The organism is Microbacterium sp. NPDC089320 (genome assembly GCF_040684875.1).
In the GTDB taxonomy this organism is placed as follows: Bacteria; Actinomycetota; Actinomycetes; order Actinomycetales; family Microbacteriaceae; genus Microbacterium.
The window spans coordinates 746,016-770,537 of record NZ_JBFBGY010000001.1 but is presented as its reverse complement, the minus strand read 5'-3'; the positions used below and the strand labels follow the sequence as shown (position 1 = coordinate 770,537).

The 24,522-nt window shown below is 71.9% G+C and carries 21 protein-coding genes; 14 read left to right on the top strand and 7 right to left on the bottom strand.

Annotated features, from left to right (window positions below):
• The first annotated feature begins 7 nt into the window (after positions 1 to 7).
• The 4 genes from AB0N61_RS03840 to AB0N61_RS03825 are packed head-to-tail and all read left to right on the top strand — an operon-like array spanning position 8 to position 3,541.
• Positions 8 to 928, top strand: a complete 921-nt coding sequence (locus AB0N61_RS03840; RefSeq protein WP_363361854.1) for an SMP-30/gluconolactonase/LRE family protein — start codon at positions 8 to 10, stop codon at positions 926 to 928.
• Entirely contained in the window at positions 925 to 1,782 is an 858-nt protein-coding gene (locus AB0N61_RS03835; protein WP_363361853.1) for a fumarylacetoacetate hydrolase family protein, read from the top strand. Before AB0N61_RS03840 ends, AB0N61_RS03835 begins: the two co-directional genes overlap by 4 nt.
• Positions 1,779 to 2,804 carry an alcohol dehydrogenase catalytic domain-containing protein gene (locus AB0N61_RS03830; RefSeq protein WP_363361851.1) on the top strand — a complete coding sequence of 342 codons (1,026 nt, stop codon included), beginning with the start codon at positions 1,779 to 1,781 and terminating at the stop codon, positions 2,802 to 2,804. Before AB0N61_RS03835 ends, AB0N61_RS03830 begins: the two co-directional genes overlap by 4 nt.
• On the top strand, positions 2,801 to 3,541 hold the full coding sequence (locus tag AB0N61_RS03825) for an SDR family oxidoreductase (protein ID WP_363361850.1): 741 nt from the start codon (positions 2,801 to 2,803) through the stop codon (positions 3,539 to 3,541). The genes AB0N61_RS03830 and AB0N61_RS03825 overlap by 4 nt, the downstream gene beginning before the upstream one ends.
• 72 nt (positions 3,542 to 3,613) lie before the next feature.
• Here the strand turns inward: AB0N61_RS03825 and AB0N61_RS03820 are convergent, their stop codons facing one another.
• Both AB0N61_RS03820 and AB0N61_RS03815 read right to left on the bottom strand, forming a co-directional pair.
• Positions 3,614 to 4,888 carry an MFS transporter gene (locus AB0N61_RS03820; RefSeq protein ID WP_363361848.1) on the bottom strand — a complete coding sequence of 425 codons (1,275 nt, stop codon included), beginning with the start codon at positions 4,886 to 4,888 and terminating at the stop codon, positions 3,614 to 3,616.
• Entirely contained in the window at positions 4,885 to 7,125 is a 2,241-nt protein-coding gene (locus AB0N61_RS03815; protein WP_363361847.1) for a glycoside hydrolase family 3 C-terminal domain-containing protein, read from the bottom strand. The genes AB0N61_RS03820 and AB0N61_RS03815 overlap by 4 nt, the downstream gene beginning before the upstream one ends.
• A gap of 139 nt (positions 7,126 to 7,264) precedes the next feature.
• Between AB0N61_RS03815 and AB0N61_RS03810 the strand changes: the two genes are divergently transcribed.
• Positions 7,265 to 7,888, top strand: coding sequence for a helix-turn-helix domain-containing protein (locus AB0N61_RS03810; protein ID WP_363361846.1), 624 nt, complete (start codon positions 7,265 to 7,267; stop codon positions 7,886 to 7,888).
• A gap of 33 nt (positions 7,889 to 7,921) precedes the next feature.
• Here the strand turns inward: AB0N61_RS03810 and AB0N61_RS03805 are convergent, their stop codons facing one another.
• Genes AB0N61_RS03805 through AB0N61_RS03795 form a run of 3 tightly spaced genes read right to left on the bottom strand, consistent with a single transcriptional unit; the run spans position 7,922 to position 11,090 of the window.
• Positions 7,922 to 8,740, bottom strand: coding sequence for a Nif3-like dinuclear metal center hexameric protein (locus AB0N61_RS03805; protein WP_363361844.1), 819 nt, complete (start codon positions 8,738 to 8,740; stop codon positions 7,922 to 7,924).
• The gene (locus AB0N61_RS03800) at positions 8,737 to 9,555 is read right to left on the bottom strand and encodes a hypothetical protein (RefSeq protein ID WP_363361843.1); all 819 of its coding nucleotides are present in this window, start codon (positions 9,553 to 9,555) and stop codon (positions 8,737 to 8,739) included. The genes AB0N61_RS03805 and AB0N61_RS03800 overlap by 4 nt, the downstream gene beginning before the upstream one ends.
• Complete coding sequence (locus AB0N61_RS03795) at positions 9,552 to 11,090, bottom strand: ABC transporter substrate-binding protein (protein WP_363361842.1); 1,539 nt, start codon at positions 11,088 to 11,090, stop codon at positions 9,552 to 9,554. Before AB0N61_RS03795 ends, AB0N61_RS03800 begins: the two co-directional genes overlap by 4 nt.
• 207 nt (positions 11,091 to 11,297) lie before the next feature.
• On the opposite strand from AB0N61_RS03795, the gene AB0N61_RS03790 reads away from it, so the two are divergent.
• The 9 genes from AB0N61_RS03790 (at position 11,298) to AB0N61_RS03750 (ending at position 22,514) form a co-directional block, all read left to right on the top strand.
• On the top strand, positions 11,298 to 12,245 hold the full coding sequence (locus tag AB0N61_RS03790) for a nitronate monooxygenase (RefSeq protein WP_363361841.1): 948 nt from the start codon (positions 11,298 to 11,300) through the stop codon (positions 12,243 to 12,245).
• Positions 12,246 to 12,303: 58 nt separating this feature from the next.
• Positions 12,304 to 13,857, top strand: a complete 1,554-nt coding sequence (locus AB0N61_RS03785; protein ID WP_363361840.1) for an AMP-binding protein — start codon at positions 12,304 to 12,306, stop codon at positions 13,855 to 13,857.
• Positions 13,858 to 13,944: 87 nt separating this feature from the next.
• A complete protein-coding gene (locus tag AB0N61_RS03780; RefSeq protein ID WP_363361839.1) occupies positions 13,945 to 15,480 on the top strand; it encodes an ABC transporter substrate-binding protein in 1,536 nt (511 codons plus the stop codon).
• A gap of 63 nt (positions 15,481 to 15,543) precedes the next feature.
• Positions 15,544 to 16,485: an ABC transporter permease gene (locus AB0N61_RS03775; protein WP_363361837.1), complete on the top strand. Its 942-nt coding sequence runs from the start codon at positions 15,544 to 15,546 to the stop codon at positions 16,483 to 16,485.
• Positions 16,482 to 18,344 carry a dipeptide/oligopeptide/nickel ABC transporter permease/ATP-binding protein gene (locus AB0N61_RS03770; protein ID WP_363361835.1) on the top strand — a complete coding sequence of 621 codons (1,863 nt, stop codon included), beginning with the start codon at positions 16,482 to 16,484 and terminating at the stop codon, positions 18,342 to 18,344. The genes AB0N61_RS03775 and AB0N61_RS03770 overlap by 4 nt, the downstream gene beginning before the upstream one ends.
• On the top strand, positions 18,341 to 19,189 hold the full coding sequence (locus AB0N61_RS03765) for an ATP-binding cassette domain-containing protein (RefSeq protein WP_363361833.1): 849 nt from the start codon (positions 18,341 to 18,343) through the stop codon (positions 19,187 to 19,189). The genes AB0N61_RS03770 and AB0N61_RS03765 overlap by 4 nt, the downstream gene beginning before the upstream one ends.
• The gene (locus AB0N61_RS03760) at positions 19,186 to 20,316 is read left to right on the top strand and encodes a serine hydrolase domain-containing protein (RefSeq protein ID WP_363361832.1); all 1,131 of its coding nucleotides are present in this window, start codon (positions 19,186 to 19,188) and stop codon (positions 20,314 to 20,316) included. Before AB0N61_RS03765 ends, AB0N61_RS03760 begins: the two co-directional genes overlap by 4 nt.
• Before the next feature lie 94 nt (positions 20,317 to 20,410).
• Complete coding sequence (locus AB0N61_RS03755) at positions 20,411 to 21,808, top strand: 4-hydroxyphenylacetate 3-hydroxylase N-terminal domain-containing protein (protein ID WP_363361831.1); 1,398 nt, start codon at positions 20,411 to 20,413, stop codon at positions 21,806 to 21,808.
• A gap of 82 nt (positions 21,809 to 21,890) precedes the next feature.
• Positions 21,891 to 22,514: a TetR family transcriptional regulator gene (locus AB0N61_RS03750; protein ID WP_363361829.1), complete on the top strand. Its 624-nt coding sequence runs from the start codon at positions 21,891 to 21,893 to the stop codon at positions 22,512 to 22,514.
• Between the two features lie 7 nt (positions 22,515 to 22,521).
• Here AB0N61_RS03750 and AB0N61_RS03745 read toward each other — a convergent pair whose 3' ends face one another.
• Complete coding sequence (locus tag AB0N61_RS03745) at positions 22,522 to 23,697, bottom strand: acyl-CoA dehydrogenase family protein (protein ID WP_363361827.1); 1,176 nt, start codon at positions 23,695 to 23,697, stop codon at positions 22,522 to 22,524.
• Positions 23,694 to 24,473 (bottom strand): crotonase/enoyl-CoA hydratase family protein, encoded by a 780-nt coding sequence (locus AB0N61_RS03740; protein ID WP_363361825.1) that lies wholly within the window; start codon positions 24,471 to 24,473, stop codon positions 23,694 to 23,696. Before AB0N61_RS03740 ends, AB0N61_RS03745 begins: the two co-directional genes overlap by 4 nt.
• Positions 24,474 to 24,522 lie beyond the last annotated feature (49 nt).

Genomic DNA, 24,522 nt, shown 5'->3' with positions numbered 1-24,522 from the left:
AGCGACGATGACCGAGGACACGAGCCATCCGGTGCGGGTCGCGACCGCGCAGTCCCACTTCCTCGCCGAGGGGCCGACGTGGGATGCGGAGCGGTCACGGCTGCTGTGGGTCGACATCATGGCCGGGATCGTGCACATCGGGCATCTCTCGGATGACGACCTGATCGTGGTCGACGAGCGGGTCGAGTTCCCTGACACGGCCGGCGCCGTCGCCGTCGACCCCGACGGACGGCTGCTCGTCGCCGGCACCCATCGGCTCTTCGTGCGCGAGCTCGACGGGCGGATCACCGGCGGCCCGGAGCTGATCGATGGCGCGGAGCGCCGGTTCAACGACGGCAAGCCCGATCCGCGAGGGCGCTATGTGGTCGGCACGAAGGGCGAGGGAGAGACGGACACCGAGCTCCTCCTCGTCGTCGAGGGCGGCGCCGCACGGGTGATCGACGACGACCTCACGCTGTCCAACGGCCTCGCCTGGTCGGCGGACGGGCGGACGCTGTACTCCGTCGACACCCTCCGTCGACGGATCCACGTCCGGGAGTACGACCCCGCCACCGGCGATGTCGGCGCACGCCGTGTGCTGACCGAGTTCGCCGACGGGGGCTACCCCGACGGTCTCACGGTGGACGAGACCGGGGACCTCTGGGTGGCCATGTGGGGCGACGGCTGCGTGCTCCGCCTGTCACCCGAGGGCGCCGTGGTCTCCCGCGTCGACCTCCCGGTGCCGCACGTGTCGTGCCCGACCTTCGCGGGAGACGACCTCGACGTGCTCGTCATCACCACGGCCACGGAGGGGATGACCGCCGAGCAGCGCGCGTCGCATCCGCTCGCCGGCCGCCTCTTCACCGCGCGCCCCGGCGTGCGCGGTCTGCCCGCACACCACTGGAACCGCTCTCGAGTCCTCGAGGGCGTATCGAAAGGCATCGCATGAAACTGCTGCGCATCGGACCCGCCGGCGCGGAGAAGCCCGCCGCCCTCGTCGGGGACGACCACTACCTTGACCTCTCCGACGTCGTCGACGACTTCGACGAGGCGTTCTTCGCCGGAGCCGGTCTCGACCGCATCCGTCCGCTCGTGGCCGAGCGCGCGCTGTCCGGGGGCGTCCCGATCGGGGATGCGCGGATCGGAGCGCCGATCGCACGGCCGCATCAGATCATCTGCGTCGGGTTGAACTACAGCGACCACGCCGCCGAGACCGGCCAGGCCGTCCCCGACGAGCCCATCCTGTTCACCAAGTCCCCGAACACCCTCATCGGCCCGAACGACGACGTGCGCCTCCCGCGCGGGGCGACCAAGCCCGACTGGGAGGTCGAGCTCGGCATCGTGATCGGCGCCCGCACGAGCTACCTCGACTCGGTGGAGCAGGCGAGGGAGCACATCGCGGGGTGGGTGGTGGTGAACGACGTCAGCGAGCGCGCCTTCCAGCTGGAACGCGGCGGCCAGTGGCTCAAGGGGAAGTCGGCCGAGACCTTCAACCCCACCGGCCCCTGGCTGGTGACGCCCGACGAGGTGCCAGACGTCTCCGACCTCGGGATGTGGCTCGACGTGAACGGCGTCCGGCGTCAGGACGGCTCGTCGTCGACCATGATCTTCGACCCGTACTTCATCGTCCACTACATCAGCCAGTTCCTCGTCCTCGAACCGGGCGACCTGATCAACACGGGCACGCCGCCCGGAGTGGGCATGGGCTTCGACCCGCAGATCTGGCTCCAGCCCGGCGACGTGATGGAGCTCGGCATCGACGGACTCGGCCGCCAGCGCCAGTCCGTCGTGGCGCCCCGATGAGAGCGCTCGTCATCACGGCTCCCGGGGCGGCCGAGATCCGTGAGGTCGACGAACCCGTCGCCGGACCCGGCGAGGTCGTGGTGGACGTGCGCCGCGCGGGGATCTGCGGCACGGACATCGAGTTCTTCACCGGGGAGATGGCCTACCTGCACACCGGGCACGCCGAGTACCCGATCAGGATCGGGCACGAGTGGGCGGGCGTCGTCAGCGAGGTCGGCCAAGGAGTGGACCGAGACTGGCTGGGTGCGCGCGTCACCGGCGACACCATGCTCGGATGCGGCCGCTGCCGGCGGTGCACGCAGGGGCTGCAGCACGTCTGCGCCGAGCGGTTCGAGCTCGGCATCCGCGGCGGCCTGCCGGGAGCCCTCGCCGAAAAGGTGGCGGTGCCCGCCTCGTCGCTGCATCGCCTGAGCGACGACGTGGACGATGTCGCGGGTGCGCTGGTCGAACCCGGCGGCAACGCCCAGCGTTCGGTGCAGGCCGCTCAGCTGTCGCCCGGGGACCGCTGCCTGGTCACCGGCCCCGGGACGATCGGGTTGCTCTGCGCCCTGTTCGCGCGGGCCGCGGGCGCCGAGGTGCACGTGCTCGGCCGGTCGGAGAGGTCGCTCGCGTTCGCGCGATCGCTCGGCGTCGAGGGGGCGTGGACCGAGGACACCCTGCCTGATCTCGCATGGGACGCCGTGATCGAGGCGTCGAACGCCCCGCATCTGCCGGCCAGGGCGCTCGATCTCGTCGAGCCGGGCAAGCGCGTGGTCTACGTCGGCCTCGCCGGTTCGCCGAGCACGATCGACACCCGTGACCTCGCGCTGCGCGACGTCACGGCCGTCGGCATCCTCAGCGCGTCGCCCGGTCTCGCCGGCACGATCGAGGCATACGCCAGCGGAGCGGTCGACCCCCGGCCCCTGGTCGCGGCGACCGTGGCACTGGAGGACCTCCCCGGCATCCTCGCGGGAGAGAGGCCGGCGGGGGCGGGACCGGGGCCGAAGATCCACGTTTCACTGCGAGAGGAAGGGCGTCCATGAGCGACTTCGAGGGGCTGACGGCGATCGTCACGGGCGGCGCGAGCGGCATCGGGGCGGCGACGGTCGCCGAGTTGCAGCGCCGTGGCGCGCGCGTCGCGATCATCGATCGGGCGGCGTCGACGGATGCCGAGACACCGATGGTGCGTGCCGATCTGGGGTCGGCCGACGAGGTGCAGGCCGCGGTCGAGCAGATCGCCCGCGACTTCGGCGGCATCGACGTGCTGATCAACAACGCGGGCATCGGCGCGGCGGGGGACGTCACGGCGAACGACGACGCGGAATGGCATCGGGTGCTCGACATCAACGTGGTGGGGACGGCGCGGGTCACGCGGGCGGCACTGCCCTGGCTGCGGCGCTCGTCGGCGTCGTCGATCGTCAACACGGCGTCGGTCACTGCGACGAACGGCCTGCCGAACCGGGCGCTCTACAGCGCGTCGAAGGGGGCGGTGATCGCCATGACGTACGCGATGGCGGCGGATCACCTCGCCGACGGCATCCGCGTGAACGCGATCGCCCCCGGCACGGCTGACACACCGTGGGTGAAGCGGATCGTGGACTCGGCCGACGATGCCGAGGTGGCCGCCGAGAACCTGCGTCGACGCCAGCCGCTGGGGCGCCTGGTGAGCGCGGCCGAGCTCGCGTTCGCCATCGCGAACCTCGCCTCGCCGCTGGCGGGCTCGACGACGGGAACCGTGCTGACGGTCGACGGGGGGCTCAGCACGCTGCGCGTGGGGTGACCCGGGGGGGCATGCGGAGAGGGGGAGGGTGGGGACGTGTCGTCCCCTCCCTCCCCCTCTCTGTCGGTGCGCTCAGCGCACCGAGCGGATCAGGAGGATCGGGATCGTGCCCAGCACGGCCAGCGCCGAGGCGAGGACGAAGATGCCCTGGTAGCCCGACACCGCGATCGCGGCGGCGGCGACGATCGGGCCCAGCACCTGACCGCCGGTGTTGGCGAGGTTCAGGATGCCGAGGTCCTTCGCCGTCGTCGCCGGATCGGGCAGCACCTCGATGTTGAGGGCCTGGTCGACCGAGTTGAACGCGCCCATGCCGATGCCGGCGACGATGGCGTACACGATCATCGTCCACGGCTCGGGGCTGAGGAACGGGAACAGCGCCCCGATCGCGATGAGTCCCGCGGCGGCGACGACGGGCAGCCGACGCCGTCCGAGCCGGTCGGAGATCGGCCCGGCCACCGCGCCCATGCCGAACGCGGTGAGCATGAGGCAGAGCGAGATGAGCGACACGTAGCGCGCGGTCTCGTCCTCGGTGAGCAGCATGTAGTCCGTGAGGATGTACAGCTGATACCCCGCGATCGCGAACTTCGCGGCGACGATCAGCAGCTTGCCGATCAGCGCGAAGTAGTAGTCGCGTGCCCCCGCGATCGGGAACGTGAAGGTCGCGAGCATCGCCCGAGCGTCGAGGCGTCGCTTCGGCATGTCGAGGCTGCTGGGCTCGCGCATCAGGAGCGCGCACAGCGGGCCGGCGATGACGGTGAGCGCGGCGAGGGCCAGGAAGCCCGTGCCCACGTCGCCGAGGAACTGCGCGCCCACGATCTGGCCGCCGTAGATGCCGCCGGAGTATCCGAGCGAGTAGATCGACGAGATCGTGCCGCGATGACGCGGGGCGACCCTGTCCGAAATGACGGCGATGATCGGCGCGATCGCGGCGTTGAGCGACAGCTGCAGCACGCACCAGACCGCGACGAGGCCGGGGACCGTGTCGATCATCGGCACCACGGCTAGGGTCGCGGCGGTGCCGATCGAGCCGCCCACCATCCACGGCGCGCGTCTGCCCCACCTCGAGCGGGTGAGGTCGGACAGCGCGCCCACGACGATGTTCGCGATCGTCGCCACGAGCATCGCGACGGCGGCGATGAGCGCGAGCACCCCGGCCTTGCCGTCGGGCGAGATCACGGCGACGTGCGCCGGCAGGAGCACGGCGTTGACGCCCATGTACGGGCCGGTCACCAGCAGGATGCCGAGAGCGACCGCCATGCCCACGCGGAGCGGACGCCGCGGTTGCGCCGCGTCGTCGACGGTCCCCGTCCATGTCGGCTCCGCCGTGCGGGGTTCGCTCAGCGTCACAGCGCGACCTCGGAGGTCAGGGCGCGGGGGTCTCCCCAGTACGACGAGGCCTCGATCGTCACCGGGCCGGATCCGACCACGACCTCGCGTCGCTCGGCGTCCCAGCGACCGAGCGGGTGCAGGTCGAGGGGCGCCTCGACGGTCGCACGCGCACCGGGGGCGAGTTCCGCGACCGCGAAGCCGAGCAGCTCGCGCTCGCCCGCTCGCTCTCCGTCGCCTCGGGTGCCGTAGACCTGCACGACGTGGTGCACGGCGGTGGGGCCGGTGTTCTCGACGACGACCGTCGCCGTGCCCGTCGCGGCGGACGCATCGGCGGTCACGCTCAGCTCGACCGGCTCGACGGTCGTGTACGAGAGTCCCCAGCCGAGGGGGAACAGGGCCGTGACCCCGTCGCGCTGCAGCAGCCGCTGGCCGTACCACCGGTCGTAGGTGATGCTCGTGGCGTCGATGTCGAGCGGCGGCAGGTGGTCGGCGGACGCGGGGATCGGGAAGGGCAGGCGGCCGGACGGGCTGGCGGCGCCGACGAGCAGGTCGGCGAGGGCGTTGCCGCCCTCCATGCCGGAGTACCAGCCCAGCAGGACGGCGGCGGGCTCGTCGATCCACTCCTCCATGAGCACCGCGCCGGCGCCGACCACGATCACGATCGTGCGCGGGTTCACCGCGGCGACCGCACGGATGGTCGCGACGTCCTCGGCGCGCAGGTGCAGATCGCGGCGATCGCCCCCCTTCGCGCGCGTGCCGACGATGCTCTTGCCGCGGCTGAACGCCTCGATCACGACGTCGCGGTCGGCGGCCTCGGCCTCGGAGCGCGGTTCGGGGTAGAGCGCGAGCAGCGCCTCGCTGCTGGCGAGCGAGCCGTCGATGAACTCGCCCTCGTCCTCGGCCGTGAAGCCGACGACCACGACCGCCGCGTCGGCGCCGCGCGCCGCGTCGGCGGCGGTCTGCGGGTCGGCGTCGGCCGGGGCCGTGACGACACGGGCGTCGGGGAGTGCGGCGCGGATGCCGGCGAGCGGCGTCACGACGTACCGCGAGTGCACGTCGGACGACCCGCGATCGCCCGTGTTGACGAGGTCGGCCAGCCGGCCGACGACCGCGACCGACGACACGGCCCCGCGGTCGAGCGGCAGGGCGGGTGCGGCGTCGCGCGTCTCGTTCTTCAGGAGCACGGCGGCGCGGGTCGCGGCCTCTCGGGCGAGGGCGATGTGCGCGTCGCCGCCCCTCGTGCCCTCGGTGCCGTCCGCGGCGCGGCGTGCGTAGTGGGCGAGCTGGGTGCGGAGGATGCGTTCGCCGATGCGTCGCACCTGGTCCTCGGTGATCTCGCCGTCCTCGAGCGCGTCCTCCAGGGCGTTCGCCCGCTGCTGCCGGTACGGCGCCTCGATGTCGAGGCCGGCGCGCACGGAGGCGGCGGCGTCGCGCAGGCCCCAGACGAAGTCGGTCATCACGACGCCGTCGAAGCCCCAGTCCTGGCGCAGCGCGGTGTCGAGGAGTTCGACGTTCTGGCCGCACCATTCGCCGTTCGCGGAGTTGTAGCTGCTCATCACGGCCGAGATCCCCGCCTCGGCGACGGTGCGGAAGTGGGGCAGGTAGACCTCGTGCAGCGTCGCCTCGTCGACCGTGACGTCGACCGTGAAGCGGGCGTTCTCCATCGAGTTCAGCGCGTAGTGCTTCATGCAGGCCATCGCGTTGCGCTCGACGCCCGCCGCGGCGGCCGCGCCCATCGCGCCCAGGATCACCGGCTGGTCGGAGTACGTCTCCTGGATGCGGCCCCAGGCGGGGTGCCGCGGGAGGTTGATGCAGACGCCGCCGAAGAAGTTGGCGCCGATCTCGCGCACCTCCTCGCCGATCGCCGTGCCGATGCGCTCCTCGAGCTCGACGTCCCACGTCGCGCCGCGCGCCATGGCGACGGGGAAGCACGTGGACCCGTCGACGACGAGCCCGCGCGGGCCGTCGGCGAAGCGGACGCCGGGGATGCCGAGACGCGGCACCGCGCCCATCACGTACGGGGTGTCGCCGTGGTATCCGCCGGTGGCGAGCGAGCGCATCCCCGGCCAGAACTCGGTGTCGCCGTCGAGCAGCCAGAGGCGCTCATGGTCGGTCAGGCCCTCCCAGAGCTGCCGGGCCTCGTCCTGCGCGTGCGCGCCCTGGGCGACACGGGCGAGCGCGGCGGCGAAGGCGCCGGTCGGTGCGGCGTCGGCCTGCTCGTCGCGGGTGGTGGTGGTCGCTGGCGTCGTCGTCATGATTCCCTCTCGTCATCGAGTCGTCGTGGCACTACTGAATGCCTACTAAGTAGTAAGTAGAGCAGATCGGAACCGGCTCCACAACCCGCCGCCGCGCCGAGGATCGCCTAGAATCGCGGGAAGACGGCGAGAGGTCGATGTGACGGGACGGCAGACGGGCGCGAGCGCGGGGCGGCGCATCCGCCTCGATCGGGAGAGCCGCCGCGACCAGATCCTCGCGGCCGCGACCGGGCTGATCGCGCGCCGCGGCTTCTGGGGCCTCACGGTCCGCGAGGTCGCGCTGGAGTGCGCCATCACCGAAGCGGGCGTCCTGCATCACGTGGGGTCGAAGGACCGACTGCTCACCGCCGTCCTCGAGTACCGTGACCGTCTCGACCGGCATGCGCTCGCGTCGCGGCTAGGCGTCGACGTCGCCGCCCTCGAGGCGGATCCCGCACCGTTCGGACTGCGAGAGCTGTGCGTGGCGACCGTCGAGCGCAACGCCGCGCAGCCCGAGATCGTGCAGCTGTACGCCGTGCTGCAGGGCGAGGCGCTCGCCGCCGAGCATCCCGCCCACGACTACTTCGTGCGCCGCGAGCGCATCGCGATGAGCCTGTTCGAGCGTGCGGCCGCGGCCTCCGGTGTCGATGCGGCGCTGCGCGAGACCACCGCGCGCGAGACCATGGCGGCCATGGACGGGCTGCAGCTCCGATGGTTGACCGACAGGGACGCGGTGGACTTCGTGCGCGAGTGGGAGCGGTTCGCCGACCGGCTGTTCGCCTGAACGCCGCCGGCCGGCATCCCGCCCCGGTGGTCGTCAGCCCACGCGATGCACGCGGAAGGGCGCGGGGGTGTCGATCGGCAACACGGCCACCTCCGGCACGAGCTCGGCGAGCCAGCGCACCGTCGGCTCGCTCGCCCAGTTCTCGAGAGCGCGGTGCGAGGTGGCGATGAGGCTGGCGTCCAGGCCGAAGTGCGCCGCGTCGCGGAAGTACTCGAAGGCGTCCCACTCGCGCACCTCGCCGACGAGCACCGCCTCGGCGTCGCGCAGCGGCGCCAGGCAGCCGGCGAGGTCGTGCGCCCCGTAGCCGAGCGTCCGCACCAGTGCATCGGGGTCGCCCACCGCCCGCACGGCCTCCTCGCCGACGGCCTGCGCGATCCGCCCGGCGAGCGTGCGCAGGTCGACGGGGCCGACGTGCGAGCGGCCGTACAGGGTCGGCCCGACGGTCTCGTCGCGCCATCCGAACCGCTCGAACAGTGCGTCGAGCACCGGGTCGACGTCGAACATGGCGTGATGGTGGTCGTGGAAGCGCACGACCGTCATCCCGTGCTCGTCGAGCCACTCCTGCTTGCGCCGGTGCAGCGCGGCGCCGGCCTCGGTGGGCGGTTCGTCGCGATGGTGCCAGAAGGTCGGCTCGTGGCTGATGACCAGGTCGCAGCCGCGGTCGGCGGCCGCCCGGAGCACCGGCATCGTGCTCATCCACGTGACGGCGATCCCCGAGAGCGGTCGGGAGTCGTCGCCGTGCACGACCCCGTCGACCGTCGGGGTCGTCCACACGTGGCCGCGACGGGCGCCGTCGTCGTGGATCCGGCGCAGCACCTGCGCCGTGGTCGGGGTGTCCGTCGTCGCGGTCATGCGGCCTCCTCCGGTGTCCAGGTCGCGTCCGGCACGGCGCGGACCGTCACGTCGAGACCGTCGGCGTCCGCGCGGACCCGCTCCGCGACGACCTCGTTCACCGTCTGCTCGCTGAGGGCCGTGCCCACCGCGGCGACGCCCACCGGTCGCTCCAGCACCGCGAGGTCCTGGGCGAACGGGCCGCCCTCCCATTCGACGACCTCGCCGCACAGGATCGTGTCCACCCCCGCCTCTGCGGCGGCGGCGATGTCGTCGGGCGAGGCGATCCCCGGCAGCAGCGCCACCGACCGGACGTCGCCGGGGGGGTCCACCAGCACGAGGGCGCGTGTCGCCCCCCAGGACGGCAGCACCCGGTCGAGCAGGTCGTCGAACGGCACAGGCGCGATGTCGGCGACCGCCGTCGTGCCGACCATCCGCGTGTCCAGTCCCGCCGTCCTGCCGAACGCGGCGCCGGCCGCCTCGGGGCCCACGTGCCACAGGTCCGGGGCCCACGCGATGACCGCGTCCGCGTCCTGCAGCGCCGCGCGCTTGCGCACGAGCACGTCGTCGCCCGCGGCGCGGAAGGGCCAGCCCTCGCCGCCGAACAGGATCGCGGGGGTGCGCCAGTGGGTCGGCGACGCGAAGAACGGGTGCGCGCGGCACACGAGCAGAGTCCCCGGCTCCACGGACTCGAGCATCTCGGCGGTCACCGCCCACGCGACGACGATGCGCTCGACCGGGGTCTCCGGTGCGCCCCACAGGGCCGCGTCGTCGAGGTCCCACAGCCGCGCGGCGAGGTCGCGCGCGCCCAGGGCGACGCTTCGGGCGGCGGTCACGACGCCGCCGCCGGCGAGAAGCCGAAGATCGACGGGTACGAGCCGAGGACCCACGTGTCGGCGTCGTACGTCGTCTCCGGCGAGGTGGCGTAGTGTCCGTCGACCCGGAAGAACGGCGCGAACCAGGCCTCGTCCACGAGGAGCTCCTTGAGCGCCGAGGTCGCGGTCGCCGCCTGCTCCTCGTCGCCGAACTGGATCTCGCGGAGCAGTCCGTCGACCTCGTCGGTGCGCGTCGCGAAGGGGTTGAACGTCGCATCGGGCGTGACGAGGAACGCCAGGTGGTCCCACTCGTGCATGAGTCCCACCGACATCCAGGTCATGGCGTACTTGGGGGCGAGCACGGACGTCACGAAGTTCCCGGGCCCCGGGTCCTCGTAGGCGACCGTGATGCCGATGTCGGCGAGCTGCTGCGCGACGAGGTCGAGGGTCGTCTGGTACGCGCCGATCGACGGCATCGTGATCGCGAACCCGTCAGGGTAGCCCGCCTCGGCGAGCATCTCCCTGGCGCCCTCGGGGTCGTAGCCGTAGTGCTCGTCGAGCGCGGGGTCGAAGGACGGGGAGGTGCTGAGGAAGACCTGCTCCGAGACCGTGCCGTGACCGTCCTGCAGGGCATCGAGCAGAGCCTCCCTGTCGAAGGCCATGTTGATCGCCTGGCGCACCCGGACGTCGGCGAGTGCGGGCTCGATCGTGCCGTCGCGGTCGAGCAGGAGCATGCCCTCGACGCTGCCTTCGAGATCGGTGAGCGACCAGCCGGCGCCCTCGATCTCGGCGAGCGACCGGTTGTCGGCGGCCGCGGCATCGGTCTCCCCGGCGAGGATCGCGTTGAGCATGGCCGTCGGGTCGGCGATCACGTTGATGGTGAGGTTGTCGTAGTGCACGGCATCCGCGTCCCAGTAGTCCTCGTTCGCGGTGAACGAGTACGTCGTGCCCGAGACGGTCGCGTCGACGTCTAGCACATAGGGCCCCGACCCGACCGGTCGGGTCTCGACGTCCGGGTCGTCGAACGAGGCGGGCGACGCGATCAGCCCGGCGTTGGTGGAGAGCGCGCTCAGCAGTCCGGGGTCGGGCTCGGGAAGAGAGATCGCCACGGTGCCGTCGTCGACGACCTCGTACTCCTGGCCGGTGAGGCGCCCGGCGGCCTGGGAGGTGCCGTCTCGTAGGCGCTCGAGGCTGGCGACCACGGCGGCGGCGTCGACCGGCGTCCCGTCGGTGAACTCGACGCCATCGCGCAGGGTGAGCGTCAGCCGGGTGCGTTCGTCGTCGTACTCCCACTCGGTGGCGAGTCGCGGGCCGATGTCGCCCGCCGCATCCTGCTGCAGCAGCGTGTCGAACACCGCCTCGAAGTACTGGCTCCTGGTGCCCGTCTCGGCGCCGAGGCCGATGTCGTAGCTGACCGGCGCGCTGATCGACACGAGGGTGAGCCGGTCGGCCCGGCCTCCGTGCTCGTCGTCGGGCCCGGGGGTGGTCGAGCACGCGGTCGCGACCAGCGCGGTCGTGACCAGGAGTGCTGCGGCGGTGGAGATCCTGCGGAACATCGTCGTCCTATCTGACCGGAGGCACACGTCGGCGTGCCGTCGTGCGGCGACCCTAGCATCCCTACTGATCGAACGTTAAGTAAATTCTCGGATCTCTTGCCCCTCGCCGCCCCGCCTTGTAGCGTGAACTGAACGATCAGTAAGTAGATCGCGAGGCATCGGCGCCGGACACCGCGTCGTCCTCGCGGAGCGCGTCCTGGAGGCCGCATGTCGACCGAGCAGTCCGCTGCGGCCGTCCGTGACGCCCTGTCCGGGCGACTGAGGATCCCGGCGATCGCCGCACCCATGCTCGGGGTGAGCGGCCGCCGTCTGGTCTCCGCGGTATGCCGCGAGGGGGTGATCGGGGCGTTCCCCACGGCGAACGCCCGCTCCGTCGCAGAACTCGACGAGTGGCTCACCGGATGGGAGAGGGAGCGCGACGCCGACGACCGCGCGTGGGCGCCGTGGTGCGCCAACCTCATCATCCGCCAGCCCCGCCTCGCCGACGACCTCGAGATGCTCGTGCGGCATCGCGTCGAGATGGTCATCACCAGCGTCGGCTCGCCGGCCCCGGTCGTCGCCCCGCTGCAGGACGCCGGTGCCGTCGTGCTCGCCGATGTCGCGAGCATGCACCACGCGGAGCGCGCGATCGCCGCCGGCGTCGACGGGCTGGTGCTGCTCACGGCCGGCGCGGGCGGGCAGACCGGCCGACTCAACCCGTTCGCCTTCGTCCGAGAGGTGCGCGCGCACTTCGACGGGCTCGTCGTGCTCGCCGGGGGCATCGCAGACGGTGTCGCCCTGCGCGCCGCCACGGCGTTGGGCGCCGATCTCGGCTACCTCGGCACACGGTTCGTCGCGGCCGAGGAGAGCCTGGCCTCCGACGACTACCGGACGATGCTCGTGGAGAGCTCGATGGACGACGTCGTGCTCACCCGCGCCTTCACCGGGCTGCCCTCCAGCATGCTGCGCGCCTCGATCGTCGCCGCCGGACTCGACCCCGATCACCTCGACGAGGACGTGGAGCCCGAGGACGCGACCGCCCTCTACGGCTCCGGCGCCGTCGGCCCGCGGCGGTGGCGCGACATCCGCAGCGCCGGTCACACGGTCTCGGCCGTCGATCGGGTGGAGCCGGCCGCGGCGCTCATCGCACGGATCGCGCGCGAGTACGACACCTGATCCCGTCCCCGCGGTCGCGCACGTCGCGCCGCGACACCGCCACGACGAAGGAGTCGCCATGGCCGAAGCCCACCAGAGTCCCCCCACCGTCGGCTCGACCGCGCTCGCCGCGCTGCGACGCCGGGCGCATGCCGAGGCGTTCTCGTGGGGCGGGGGAAATGCCGGTGCGCGCGGGAGCATGACGGCCGCGCAGGTGCTCGACGCGGTCGGGCGGACGCAGGCGGTGTTCGCCCGGGAGGGGATGGCCAGGGGAGACGGCGTCGCGGTGCTCGCCGGCAACGACGTGGACTCGTGGATCTGCGCGGTCGCCGCCTGGTGCAGTGGACTGCGGCTGACGTATCTGCACCCGCGCGGCTCGCTCGCCGACCACCTGCACCAGCTGGAAGACGCGCAGGTGCGGATGCTGGTGGCAGACGCCGCGGCGTTCGGCCCGCGTGCCGCCGAACTGCACGCGACCGCCGCGTTCGACCGGCTGGTGACGTTCCGTCCCTCGGACGAGACCGCCGCGGCGGTGGCGCTCTCGGAGGCGCGCGAGCAGGTCGGCGCGCACCGGCCGCTCGACGTCGGCGCACCGGAGGACGTCCTCTGGTTGAACTACACCGGGGGCACGACCGGCCGCCCCAAGGGCGTCGCGTACCGGCACCGCAGCGTGCTCAACCACGCCCGCGCGATCCTGGCCGACTTCGAGCTTCCCAACCGCCCGCGGTACCTGGCCGTCGCCCCGATCACGCACGTCGCCGGCACGAAGATCCTCCCGGTGCTGCACCGCGGGGGATCCGTGCACCTCCAGAACGGCTTCCGTCCGGAGGTGGTGCTCGAGACGATCGCCCGTGAGCGGATCTCGATGACCCTGCTCGTGCCGACCATGGTCTACGACCTTCTCGACGCCCCCGGCCTCGACGCCGCCGACCTCTCGTCGCTCGAGCTCGCCCTGTACGGCGCCTCGCCGATGGCGCTCACCCGCCTGGCCGAGGCGCACACCCGCATCGGCCACGTCTTCGCCCAGCTCTACGGGCAGAGCGAGTGCTATCCCATCAGCTATCTGCCTCGGGGGGAGCACGTCGCGGAGGACCCCGACGTGCTCGCCACTTGCGGGTTCCCTGTGCACGGCACGAGCGTCAGCCTGCGCGACGACGCCGGCGACGAGGTGGCACCCGGCGAGGCGGGGGAGATCTGCGTCCGCGCGCTCACGGCGATGGACTCGTACTGGCGTCGCGACGAGCTGACCGCGGAGACCCTCGCGGGGGGCTGGCTGCACACCGGCGACATCGGCCGGATCGACGAGCGCGGCCTGCTGGCGATCGTCGACCGCAAGAAGGACATGGTCGTCACGGGCGGGTTTAACGTCTTCCCGCGCGAGGTCGAGGACGCCCTCACACGCCATCCCGAGGTCAGCGCGGCCGCCGTGTACGGCGTTCCGGACGAGCGCTGGGGAGAGGCCGTCGCGGCCACGGTGGTGCTGCGCGACGAGGGGGCGGCGAGCGCCGACGACCTGCGCGCATGGGTGCGCGATCTCAAGGGCGCCGTCCAGGCGCCGAAGACGGTCCGGTTCGCCCGGGAGCTGCCCCTCACGCCGGTCGGCAAGGTCGACAAGAAGGCCCTGCGACTCTAGGCGTGAAAAGTGTTTAGCGAGCGATCAGTAGAACTGTTACGATCGGCGCAGCGGTGACGGACGAGCTTCACCGCCTACGAGAGGACGATGATGTTCCGGATCAGAACAGTGGCAGCGCTGGCGGCCGTGGCCGCGCTCGCGCTGACGGGGTGCTCGGCGGGCGGGGACCCGTCGGGCGACGGGGACGGCGACGGTGCGCGCGGAGACGAGCTCACCCTCATCTCCCTGGGCGGGCCCACCAGCTACGACATCGGCGCCGGCGCCGAGTGGGGCACCAGGAGCCCCTTCTTCCAGGCGGTGTACGACACACTGCTGCGGCAGAACGACGAGGGCGAGGTCGAGGCGGCGCTGGCCACCGACTGGGAGTACAACGACGACAACACCGTGCTCACCCTGACGCTGCGCGATGACGCCGAGTTCACCGACGGCACGCCCGTCGACGCCGCGGCGGTCGTGGCGAGCCTGGAGCGGCTGCGCGACGGCACCGCCCAGATCTCGGGCTACATGGTCGGCCAGCAGTACGCCGCCGTCGACGACCACACGGTGACGGTGACGCTCGAGGCGCCCAACCCGGGTCTCGTCACCCAGCTCGCGATCGCCGGAGGCCTGATCGCCTCGCCGGCGTCGTTCGACGACCCCGATGTGGCGACGAACCCGATCGGCTCGGGCCCCTACATCCTCGACACCGACGCCACGGTCACCTCGACGTCGTACGTCTACCGCGCGAACCCGGACTACTGGGACCAGGACGCGATCAAGTACGACGCCCTCACGATCAACATCATCGCCGACCCGACCGCCAGCATGAACGCGATCCTCGCCGGCGAGGCGAACGGCGCCGGCGCCGACAACAACGCGCTCGCCGAGATCGAGGCCGCGGGGTGGTCGATCGACTCGACCGAGCTCGACTTCCAGGGCATGATGCTGCTCGACCGCGACGGCTCGATCGCACCGGAGCTCGCCGATGTGCGGGTGCGCCAGGCCATCAACATGGCGTTCGACCGCCCGGCGCTGCTCGCCGCGATCCAGGCCGACCACGGCACCGTCACCCAGCAGGTCGTCCAGCCGGGCTCGCCGTCCTACGACCCGGAGCTCGACGAGTACTACGAGTACGACCCCGAGGGGGCGAAGGACCTCCTCGCCGAGGCCGGTTACCCCGACGGGTTCGAGGTGACGATGCCGTCGATCAGCGCGTTCCAGACGTCGCTCGACCTCGTGGCCCAGCAGCTCGCCGACATCGGCATCACGGTCACCTACGAGGACCCGGGCGCAGGGAACTTCCTGTCGTCGATCCTCACGCCGAAGTACGGGATGACCTGGATGTCGCTCGCGCAGAGCCCCGACTGGGACACCGCGATCACGATGCTCGGCCCGGATGCCGTGTTCAACCCGTTCGGGACCGAGGACCCGAAGGTGACCGAGTACATGGAGGCCATGCAGTTCGGCACCGAGGAGGAGGGCGCGGAGGCGGCGAAGTCGCTCAACCGCCACATCGTCGAGCAGGCGTGGTTCGCGCCGTTCTTCCGCGTCGAGGGCAGCTTCGCGGTCGACGCCGACACGACCTTCGAGTACTGGCCGACGAACATCTACCCCTCGCTGTTCAGCTTCGCGCCGAAGCAGTGAGCCCCCTGCCCCTCCGCCCGCACAGGGCGGAGGGGCATCCGATCCATCCGCAGGAGATCCGCCATGCTGGCCTTCACCCTGAGACGCATCGCATCGGGACTCGTCCTGATCGCCGTCATCTCCCTCATCGCCTACTCGCTGCTGTACATGGCGGGTGGTGACATCGCCCGCCGCATCCTGGGCGACACCGCGACCCCCGAGGTCGTCGCCAAGAAGACGACCGAACTCGGTCTCGACCGCCCGCTGCTCGTGCGCTACGGGGAGTGGCTGGGGCAGGCCCTCACCGGCGACCTGGGCCGCAGCTGGTTCTCGGGCGAGCTGGTCACGACGAGCGTCGCCAACCGCCTCGGAGTCACCCTGTCACTCGTGATCGGCGCGGTGCTCATCTCGGCCGTCGTGTCGGTCGTGCTCGGCGTCCTCGCCGCGCGCCGCGGCGGCTGGGTTGACTCGGCCGTGCAGTTGCTCACGATGCTCGGCTTCGCGGTCCCCGGGTTCCTCATCGCGCTCGGCCTCGTGCTCGTCTTCGCGGTGCGGCTGGGGTGGTTCAAGGCGACGGGATACGTCGCACCCGACGACTCGCTCGTCGGGTGGCTCGCGTCGATCACGCTGCCGATCGCGGCGCTCTCGATCGGCGCGATCGCCGCCGTCGCGCAGCAGGTGCGAGGATCCGTCGTCGACAGCATGTCGCGCGACTACGTGCGCACGCTGCGAGCCCGCGGACTGCCGATGAGATCGGTCGTCTACCGACACGTGCTGCGCAACGCGGGCGGCCCCGCCCTCGCGGTGCTCGCCCTGCAGTTCATCGGCTTGCTCGGCGGCGCCGTCATCGTCGAGCAGGTCTTCGCGATCCCCGGCATGGGGCAGCTCACCGTGCGCTCCACGGTGCAGGGCGACATCCCCGTGGTGATGGGCCTCGTGATCGTCTTCGCGGTGCTCGTGCTCGTCGTCAACCTGCTCATCGACCTGGCCCAGGCCGCCCTCAACCCGAAGGTCCGACTGTCATGACCGCGATCTCCGCTCCCGCGGCGGTGCGACCGGCGCCCGTGCGCGTCTCGCTCTTCCGCCGCCTCCTGCGTCGCCCCGTCGGGGTCACCGCCCTCGTCTTCCTCGCCCTGATGGCGGTGCTGGCGATCGTCGGCCCGCTGCTCGCGCCGCAGGACCCGAACTACTCCGACATCCGTGCCGTGCTGCAGCCGCCAGGGCCCGCGCACCTGCTCGGCACCGACAGCGCGGGTCGCGACGTGCTGTCGCGCCTGCTCGCCTCGACCCAGACGAGTATCGCGGCAGCGCTGGTGGCCCTCGTCACGGCGCTCGTGCTGGGCGTCGTCGCCGGGCTCATCGCCGGCTATTTCCAGGGGTGGTTCAACACCGCGGCGACGTGGGTGACCGAGCTGAACATGGCTCTGCCCGGGATGGTGGTGCTGCTGGCGGCGCGCGCCGTCGTCGGCCCCTCGGTGTGGATAGCGATGCTGATCTTCGGCATCCTCCTCTCGCCCGCGTACTTCCGACTCGTCTACGCCTCGGTCACCGCGGTGCGTTCCGAGCTGTACGTCGACGCCGCGCGTGTGTCGGGGCTCACCGACTCACGCATCATCGGCCGCCACGTGCTGTCCGTCGTGCGCGCGCCGATCATCATCCAGTCCGCGATCATCGCGGGCATCGCGATCGCCATCCAGTCGGGGCTCGAGTTCCTCGGGCTCGGCGACTCGTCGGTCCCGACCTGGGGATCCATGCTCAACGACGGGTTCAAGGCGATCTTCCGCGAGCCGCTGCTCATGCTGTGGCCCTCGCTCGCGATCGCCCTCACCTGCATCGCGCTCACCCTGCTCGCGAACGTCATGCGCGACGAGCTCGAGCGTGCGGTCTCGGTGCGCCGACGGCGTCGGCGCGCGGTCACGACGGCCACCGGGTCGATCGCGGCCGTCACCACCTCGTTCTCGATGAGCGGCGGCGACGCCACGGCGGATGCCGACGACCTGACCGTGATCGCGGACGAGGAGGTCGTACTGCACGACGACGACGGCAGGTCGGACCGTCCGTCGCTGCTCGCGGTGCGCGGTCTGCGGGTGGGCTACGACCAGCCCGACGGCTCGCACGTCGAGGTCGTCGGCGGCGTCTCGCTCGACATCGCCCGCGGAGAGGTCCACGGCCTCATCGGCGAATCGGGCTCGGGCAAGACCCAGACCGCGTTCGCCGTGCTCGGGCTGCTGCCCCGCGGCGGGCACGTCACCGCCGGCTCGATCGTCTACGACGGCACCGAGCTCGCGGACGCCTCCGACGCCGCCTACGCCGGCATCCGCGGCAGACGCATCGGATACATCCCGCAGGAGCCGATGAGCAACCTCGACCCGTCGTTCACGATCGGCAGCCAGCTCGTCGAGCCGCTGCGCGTGCACATGGGGATGTCGACCGCGCAGGCGAAGGCGCGTGCCCTCGAGCTACTCGAGCGGGTGGGGATCCCCGATCCGGCGCGCACCTTCGACGCCTACCCGTTCGAGGTCTCGGGCGGCATGGCCCAGCGCGTGCTCATCGCCGGCGCGATCTCGACCGACCCCGACCTCATCATCGCCGACGAGCCGACCACGGCTCTCGACGTCACGGTGCAGGCCGACGTGCTCGACCTGCTGCGAGGACTCCAGGCGGAGCGCGGCATGGCCATGCTGCTCGTGACGCACAACTTCGGCGTCGTCGCCGACCTGTGCGACCGCGTCACCGTGATGCAGTCCGGCCGTTTCGTCGAGCAGGGGCCGGTGCGCGCCATCTTCTCGGCTCCCGAGCATCCGTACACCCGCGGTCTTCTCGACGCGATCCTCGACGGCGGACCCGCCCGCGGGCCGCTGCGCACGACAGGAGGCACCGCATGACCGCTCCACTCCTCGAGATCGACGACCTCGTCGTCGAGTATCCCGGCAAGAGGTTCCGTGCGCGTCCCTTCCGGGCGCTCGACGGGGTCTCGTTCGACATCCTGCCCGGCGAGACCGTCGGCCTCGTCGGCGAGTCCGGCTCGGGCAAGACGACGCTCGGTCGCGCGGCACTCGGCCTCGCCCCGGTGACGGCGGGGTCGATCCGCTACGACGGGCGGGACATCTCCCACCTCTCGCGCCGCGACCGTCGGGCGTTGAGCTCCGAGATCCAGGTCGTGTTCCAGGACCCGTACTCGTCGTTGAACCCGTCGATGACGATCCAGCAGATCCTTACCGAGCCGCTGACCGTGGCCGGGGTGTCGACGGCAGAAGCCCGTGATCGCGTGCACGAGCTGCTCGCGCACGTGGGTCTGCCGGCGGATGCCGCCGACCGGCTGCCGCGGGAGTTCTCCGGTGGCCAGAGGCAGCGCGTGGCGATCGCCAGGGCGCTCGCCCTGCGGCCCCGGCTGATCGTGTGCGACGAGCCGGTGTCGGCGCTCGACCTCTCGACCCAGGCGCGCGTGCTCGACCTGCTCATTGAGATCCAGGAGCGCACGGGCGTCGCCTACCTCTTCGTCACCCACGACCTCGCCGTCGTCCGCCACATCAGCCACCGGGTGGCCGTGATGTACCGGGGCGAGATCGTCGAATCGGGCGACGGCGACCGGGTCACCTCGGCGCCGGAGCATCCCTACACCCAGCGGCTCTTCATGGCCGCGCCCGTCCCCGACCCCGATCAGCAGGCCGAGCGCCGTGCGGAGCGTCAAGCGCTGCGCGTCGCGACGGCGATGGAGGAGACCGCATGAGGAACATCGACGGACAGCGGCTACAAGGCGCAGCCGACGAGCGGATCGACGCGGTCGTCGCGGGGCTCGAGCGGCACCTCGCCGCCGACCCCCACCTGTCGTTCCAGGCGGTCGCCTTCCACCACGGCCGGCCCGTGCTCGACGTGTGGGCGGGGGAGATGGCGGCCGACTCGATGGTCGTGCCGTTCTCGGCCACCAAGAACACGATCGGCATCACGATCGGACTCCTCATCGAGCGCGGGCTGCTCGACCTCGACGAGAGGGTCGCGCACTACTGGCCCGAGTTCGCGGCGAGGCGCAAGGACGCCGTCACCGTGCGCCAGCTGCTCTCGCACCAGGCGGGCGTCCCGCAGGCCACGCCGGGACTCAGCAGGGCCGAGCTGCTCGACGACCACGCCGCCGCGCGGCGCCTCGCCGACACCTCGCCGTTCTGGTACCCGGGCTCGGCGTTCGGCTACCACGCGCTGACGATCGGCAACCTCGCGTCGGAGCTCGTGCACCGCATCACCGGCCGCACGCTCAAGGAGTACTACGAGAGCGAGATCCGCGCGCCCCACGACATCGACTTCTTCCTCGGGCTGCCCTCGGAGCACGAGGGGCGACGGCTGGACGCGTTCCCCGCCCACCGACCGGTCGGCGACCCGAGGGAGCTGTCGTTCTCGCCACTGACCCTCGTGACGTTCGCCGACATCGGCGCGGAGCTCGTCAACGAGCCGTCGAGCTGGCGCTCCGGGCACCCGGCCGCGTACGGGGTGGGCAGCGCGCGCGGTCTCGCGCGCCTGCTCGCCGTCGCCGTGACGGGCGTCGACGGAGCCGACGCGCTGTTCGGCCAGGACACGGTCGACCTCATCGGCCAGCAGCAGGTACGCGGCTACGACGAGGTACTCGCGGCGGACGACCGCGCCTTCGCGATCGTGTTCCAGAAGCCGTGGCGCAAGCGTCGGTTCGGCGGCCCGCGCGCGTTCGGACACGACGGCGGCGGCGGTGCCCTCGCCTGCGTCGACCCCGACACCGGTGTCGCGTTCGCCTGGACGACGACCCGCGGGCCGTGGCCGGGCGGCGCCGACCCCCGTGCGGCCGATGCGGCGCGCGAGATCGGCGAGCTGCTCGCCGCCGCGACCGACTGAACCGGCACCCCGCCGCACCCCCTGCATCCGCGCGACAGCGCACGCCCCGAGCCGGGGCATCGTCCCCGGCCGCAGACCAGAGGAGACACCGACCATGACGCTACGCACCCCCGACGAGTACCGGGCAGGGCTCCGCGACGGACGCCGGGTCGTCTACCAGGGAGAGCGTGTCGCCGACGTCACCGCCCACCCGCAGCTCGCGCCGGCGGTCGGGCACTCGGCGCTCGGGTATGCGATCCACGACTCGCATCCGGACCTCGCGGTCGCCGACGTCGGCGGCGAGCCGACCTCCGCGTTCTGGGTGCCGCCGCGCAGCATCGACGACCTGCGTCGGCGGGGCCGGCTCATCGAGCAGGTCTCCCGCCTCGGGGGCGGCACGATCGTGCTCAAGGAGGTCGGATCGGATGCGCTGTTCGCGCTGCTGCGCGCGACCGCGGGCCAGGGGCGCGAGAACGCCGAGGCCTTCGCGGCGCGGGTCGCGCGAGAGGACCTCGCGCTCGCCGTCGCGCAGACGGATGTGAAGGGCGACCGGTCTCTGGGGCCGTCCGCCCAGAAGGACCCCGACCTCTATCTGCGCATTGTCGACGAGGACGCGGACTCGATCACGGTGCGCGGAGCGAAGACCCACACGTCGTTCTCGGCCAACGCCGACGAGATCGTCGTGCTCCCGACCAGGGCCATGGGGCGCGACGACCGCGACTGGGCGGTGTCGTTCGCGGTGCCGGCCGACACGCCAGGGCTCACCCTGTACGTCTCGCCCTTCTCCGAGGGGGATCCCAACACCTTCGAGCACCCGCTCTCGTCGCGGCACAAGCTCCTCGAGTCGCTCACGGTGTTCGACGACGTGCGCGTGCCGAAGGACCGCGTGTTCCTGAACCGCGAACCCGAGAGGGCGGGTCCGCTGGCGCTGGCGTTCGTCGACTTCCACCGGTTCACGGCCATCAACTACAAGCTGCCGCTGCTCGACATGGTGGTGGGCTCCGCGGTGCTGATGGCGGAGGCGAACGGCATCGCGAAGGCGGGCCACGTGCGCGCGAAGCTCACCGAGCTCATCACGTGGGCCGAGACCGTGCGCTCCCTCGCGGAGCTCTCCGCGCTGCGCGGCGCCGACGACAACGGGGTCTTCCGCCCCGACCCGCTCACGGTCAACATGGCGAAGTACCATTTCGCGCACGGGTACGGCGCGGCGACCGCGCACCTCGTCGATCTCGCGGGCGGGCTGCTGATCACCGGCCCAGGGGTCGGGGACTGGGACAACCCGGAGGTGCGGTCGGTGCTCGAGAAGTACTACGCGGGCGCCGTGCCCGGAGAGGAGCGTCTGCGGATCGCGAACTTCGTCTCCGATCTCACCGCGCGGGCGTACGGCGGCTACCAGCGCGTTCTCGCCACGCACGCGGAGGGATCCTTCGAGGCCGAGAAGCTGCAGATCCTCCGCGAGTTCGATTCGACCCGCGCGGTCGCCTATGTCAGAGATCTCGCAGGGCTCGGCTGACGTCGCGACCCCGTGTGCTCACCGGTATCGCGCGGTGGGTGGCGTATCTTTGGCCGAAGCACAGATCTCAGAGGAGCGGTAAGTGGAAGACACGGCGACGACAACGCAGGGATGGCGGGAGTTCGCTCCGCTCGAGCTGTCTCCCATCCTCGCGGCCTCGCTGGAGCGGTTCACCGTGCAGGGCTACCACGCGACGTCGGTTCGCGAGATCGCCGCCGCGGTCGGGGTCACGGTTCCCGCGATCTACTACCACTTCGAGAACAAGCAGGCTCTGCTCGTGGCTCTGCTGCAGCGCGCTCTGGACGCACTGACCTCGAAGATCGACGGCGCTCTCGCCGAAGCGGACGATGACCCCGCATCGCGTCTCTCCGCCCTCGTGCAGGGCATCACGGTGTACATGGCGCACCACAGCGACGTCGCCTTCCTCGACGGCGAACGTCGCGCTCTCACGCCCGAGAACCTCGCCTGGTACATCAAGGCGCGCGACGCGATCCAGGCGCCACTGGCGCAGAGCGTGCGCGAGGGCATCGATGCGGGGCGCTTCCGCACAGCCGAGCCCCAGGAGTGCGTGCGCGCCATCCTCGCCATGTGCCAGGGGATCGCCGGCTGGTACCGCGCCGACGGCCCGGTCTCACCGGAGCAGCTCGCAGAGCGCTACTCGCGCATCGCCCTGGCCGTCGTCGAGGACGACCAGGGCGCGCGCTGACGCCCGCTCAGCGGGCGCCGAGACTGCGGCTGATGACGAGGCGCTGGATCTGGTTCGTGCCCTCGAAGATCTGCATGACCTTCGCCTCGCGCATGTAGCGCTCCACCGGGAACTCGCGGGTGTACCCGGCTCCGCCGAGCACCTGGACGGCGTCGGTGGTGACACGCATCGCGGAGTCGGTCGCGGTGAGCTTGGCGACCGCGGCGTGGCGCGTGAACGGCATGCCCCTGTCGCGACGACGCGCGGCGTCGACATAGGCCGATCGTGCCGAGTCGACGGCGGCGGCCATGTCGGCGAGCAGGAAGCCGAGGCCCTGGTGCGCGATGATCGGCTTGCCGAAAGCCTCGCGTTCGGTGGCGTAGTCGAGCGCGGCATCCAGCGCACCCTGGGCGAGCCCGGTCGCGACCGCGGCGATGCCGAGGCGGCCGGAGTCGAGGGCGCCCAGCGCGATCGAGAGGCCCTTGCCCTCCTCGCCGAGACGGAGGGACCGGTCGATGAGGGCGTCGCTGAGGTAGGCGGATGCCGTGGGAATGGCCGACAGGCCCATCTTCTCCAGCGGGGTGCTGAAGGTGAGCCCGTCGAGGTCCCGAGGGGCGACGAAGGCTGTGACGCCGCCGGCGCCCGGCGCGGTGCGCGTGAAGAGCACGTAGGCGTCGGCCACGCCGCCGTGGGTGATCCATGACTTCTCCCCGGTGACGCGATAGCCGTCGGGGCCCGCCACCGCGCGGCACGCCAGCGCCGACACGTCGGATCCCGCATGCGGTTCCGAGAGGCTGTACGCGGCGACCGTGCTGCCGTCGAGCAGCGCCGGGACGAATCGCGCCCGCAGCTCGTCGTCGCCGTGGGCGATGACGGCCGAGGTCGCCATCGTGTGCACGCTCACCGCCACCGCCACCGAGGCCCAGGTCCGCGCCAGCTCCTCGAGCACCTGCAGGTAGACCTCGTAGGGCTGCTCGCCGCCGCCCCACTCCTCGCCGAACGGCAGCCCGAGGAGTCCGAGCTCGCCGAGCGAGCGGAACAGGCCCTCGGGGTACTTGCCCGCGCGCTCGTGGGCGTCGACGATCGGGGCGAGCTCCTTCGCGCTGAACTCCTCGACGAGCTCGAGCAGATCGTACGCCTCCGCCGAGGGCAGCAGCCGCTCGATGCGCGCCCGGCGTCCCCGGACCGCCGTCGCGGTGCTCATCGTCCCACCCATCGGGGTTCGCGCTTCTCGGCGAACGCGAGTGCGCCCTCCGCGGCGTCCTCGGTGCGGAAGACCGGCATGACCAGCTCGTCCTGTGCCGTCCACACGGAGTCGTCCCAGTCCGACCCGTGCCGGTCGGCCTCGCGGAGGAAGTGCTTCGACGCGGCGACGGCGAGCGGCGCGTTGCGGGCGATGCGTGCCGCGAGGTCGACCGCCGCGTCGACGACCTCGTCGTCGGGCACGACGCGGTTCACCAGGCCGAACTCCTCGGCACGGGCGGCCAAGATCGGCTCACCCGTGAACAGCAGCTCCGCAGCGATCCGGCGGGGCAGCAGCCGCTGCAGGCGGATCGCGCCCCCGCCCGCGGCGACGAGTCCGCGGGTCACCTCGGGGAAGCCGATCCGGGTCGAGACGCCGGCCACGGCGAGATCGGCCGCCAGCGCGATCTCGGCGCCGCCGCCGTAGGCGAAGCCGTTGATCGCGGCGATCACGGGCGTGTCGACGACATGCCTGACCGCGCCGCCGAAGCCCCACTCGGGGTGGTCGCGGTGCTCGGCGGACTCGCCTCGCGCGTACGCCTTGAGGTCGTACCCGGCGCTGAACCCCCGCCCGGCGCCGGTGAGCACGATGGCACGGATGCCGTCGTCGCGGCCCGCGTCCTCGAGTGCGTCGCCCAGCGCGGTGGCGAGCTCTGTGTCGACGGCGTTCAACGCCTGCGGCCTGTTCAGGGTGATGACGGCGACGTGGCCGCGCTGCTCGATGAGGACGACGGACATGGGTTCCCTCTCTGTCGGGGTGATGCGATGGGGTCCGGGCGACGTGCCG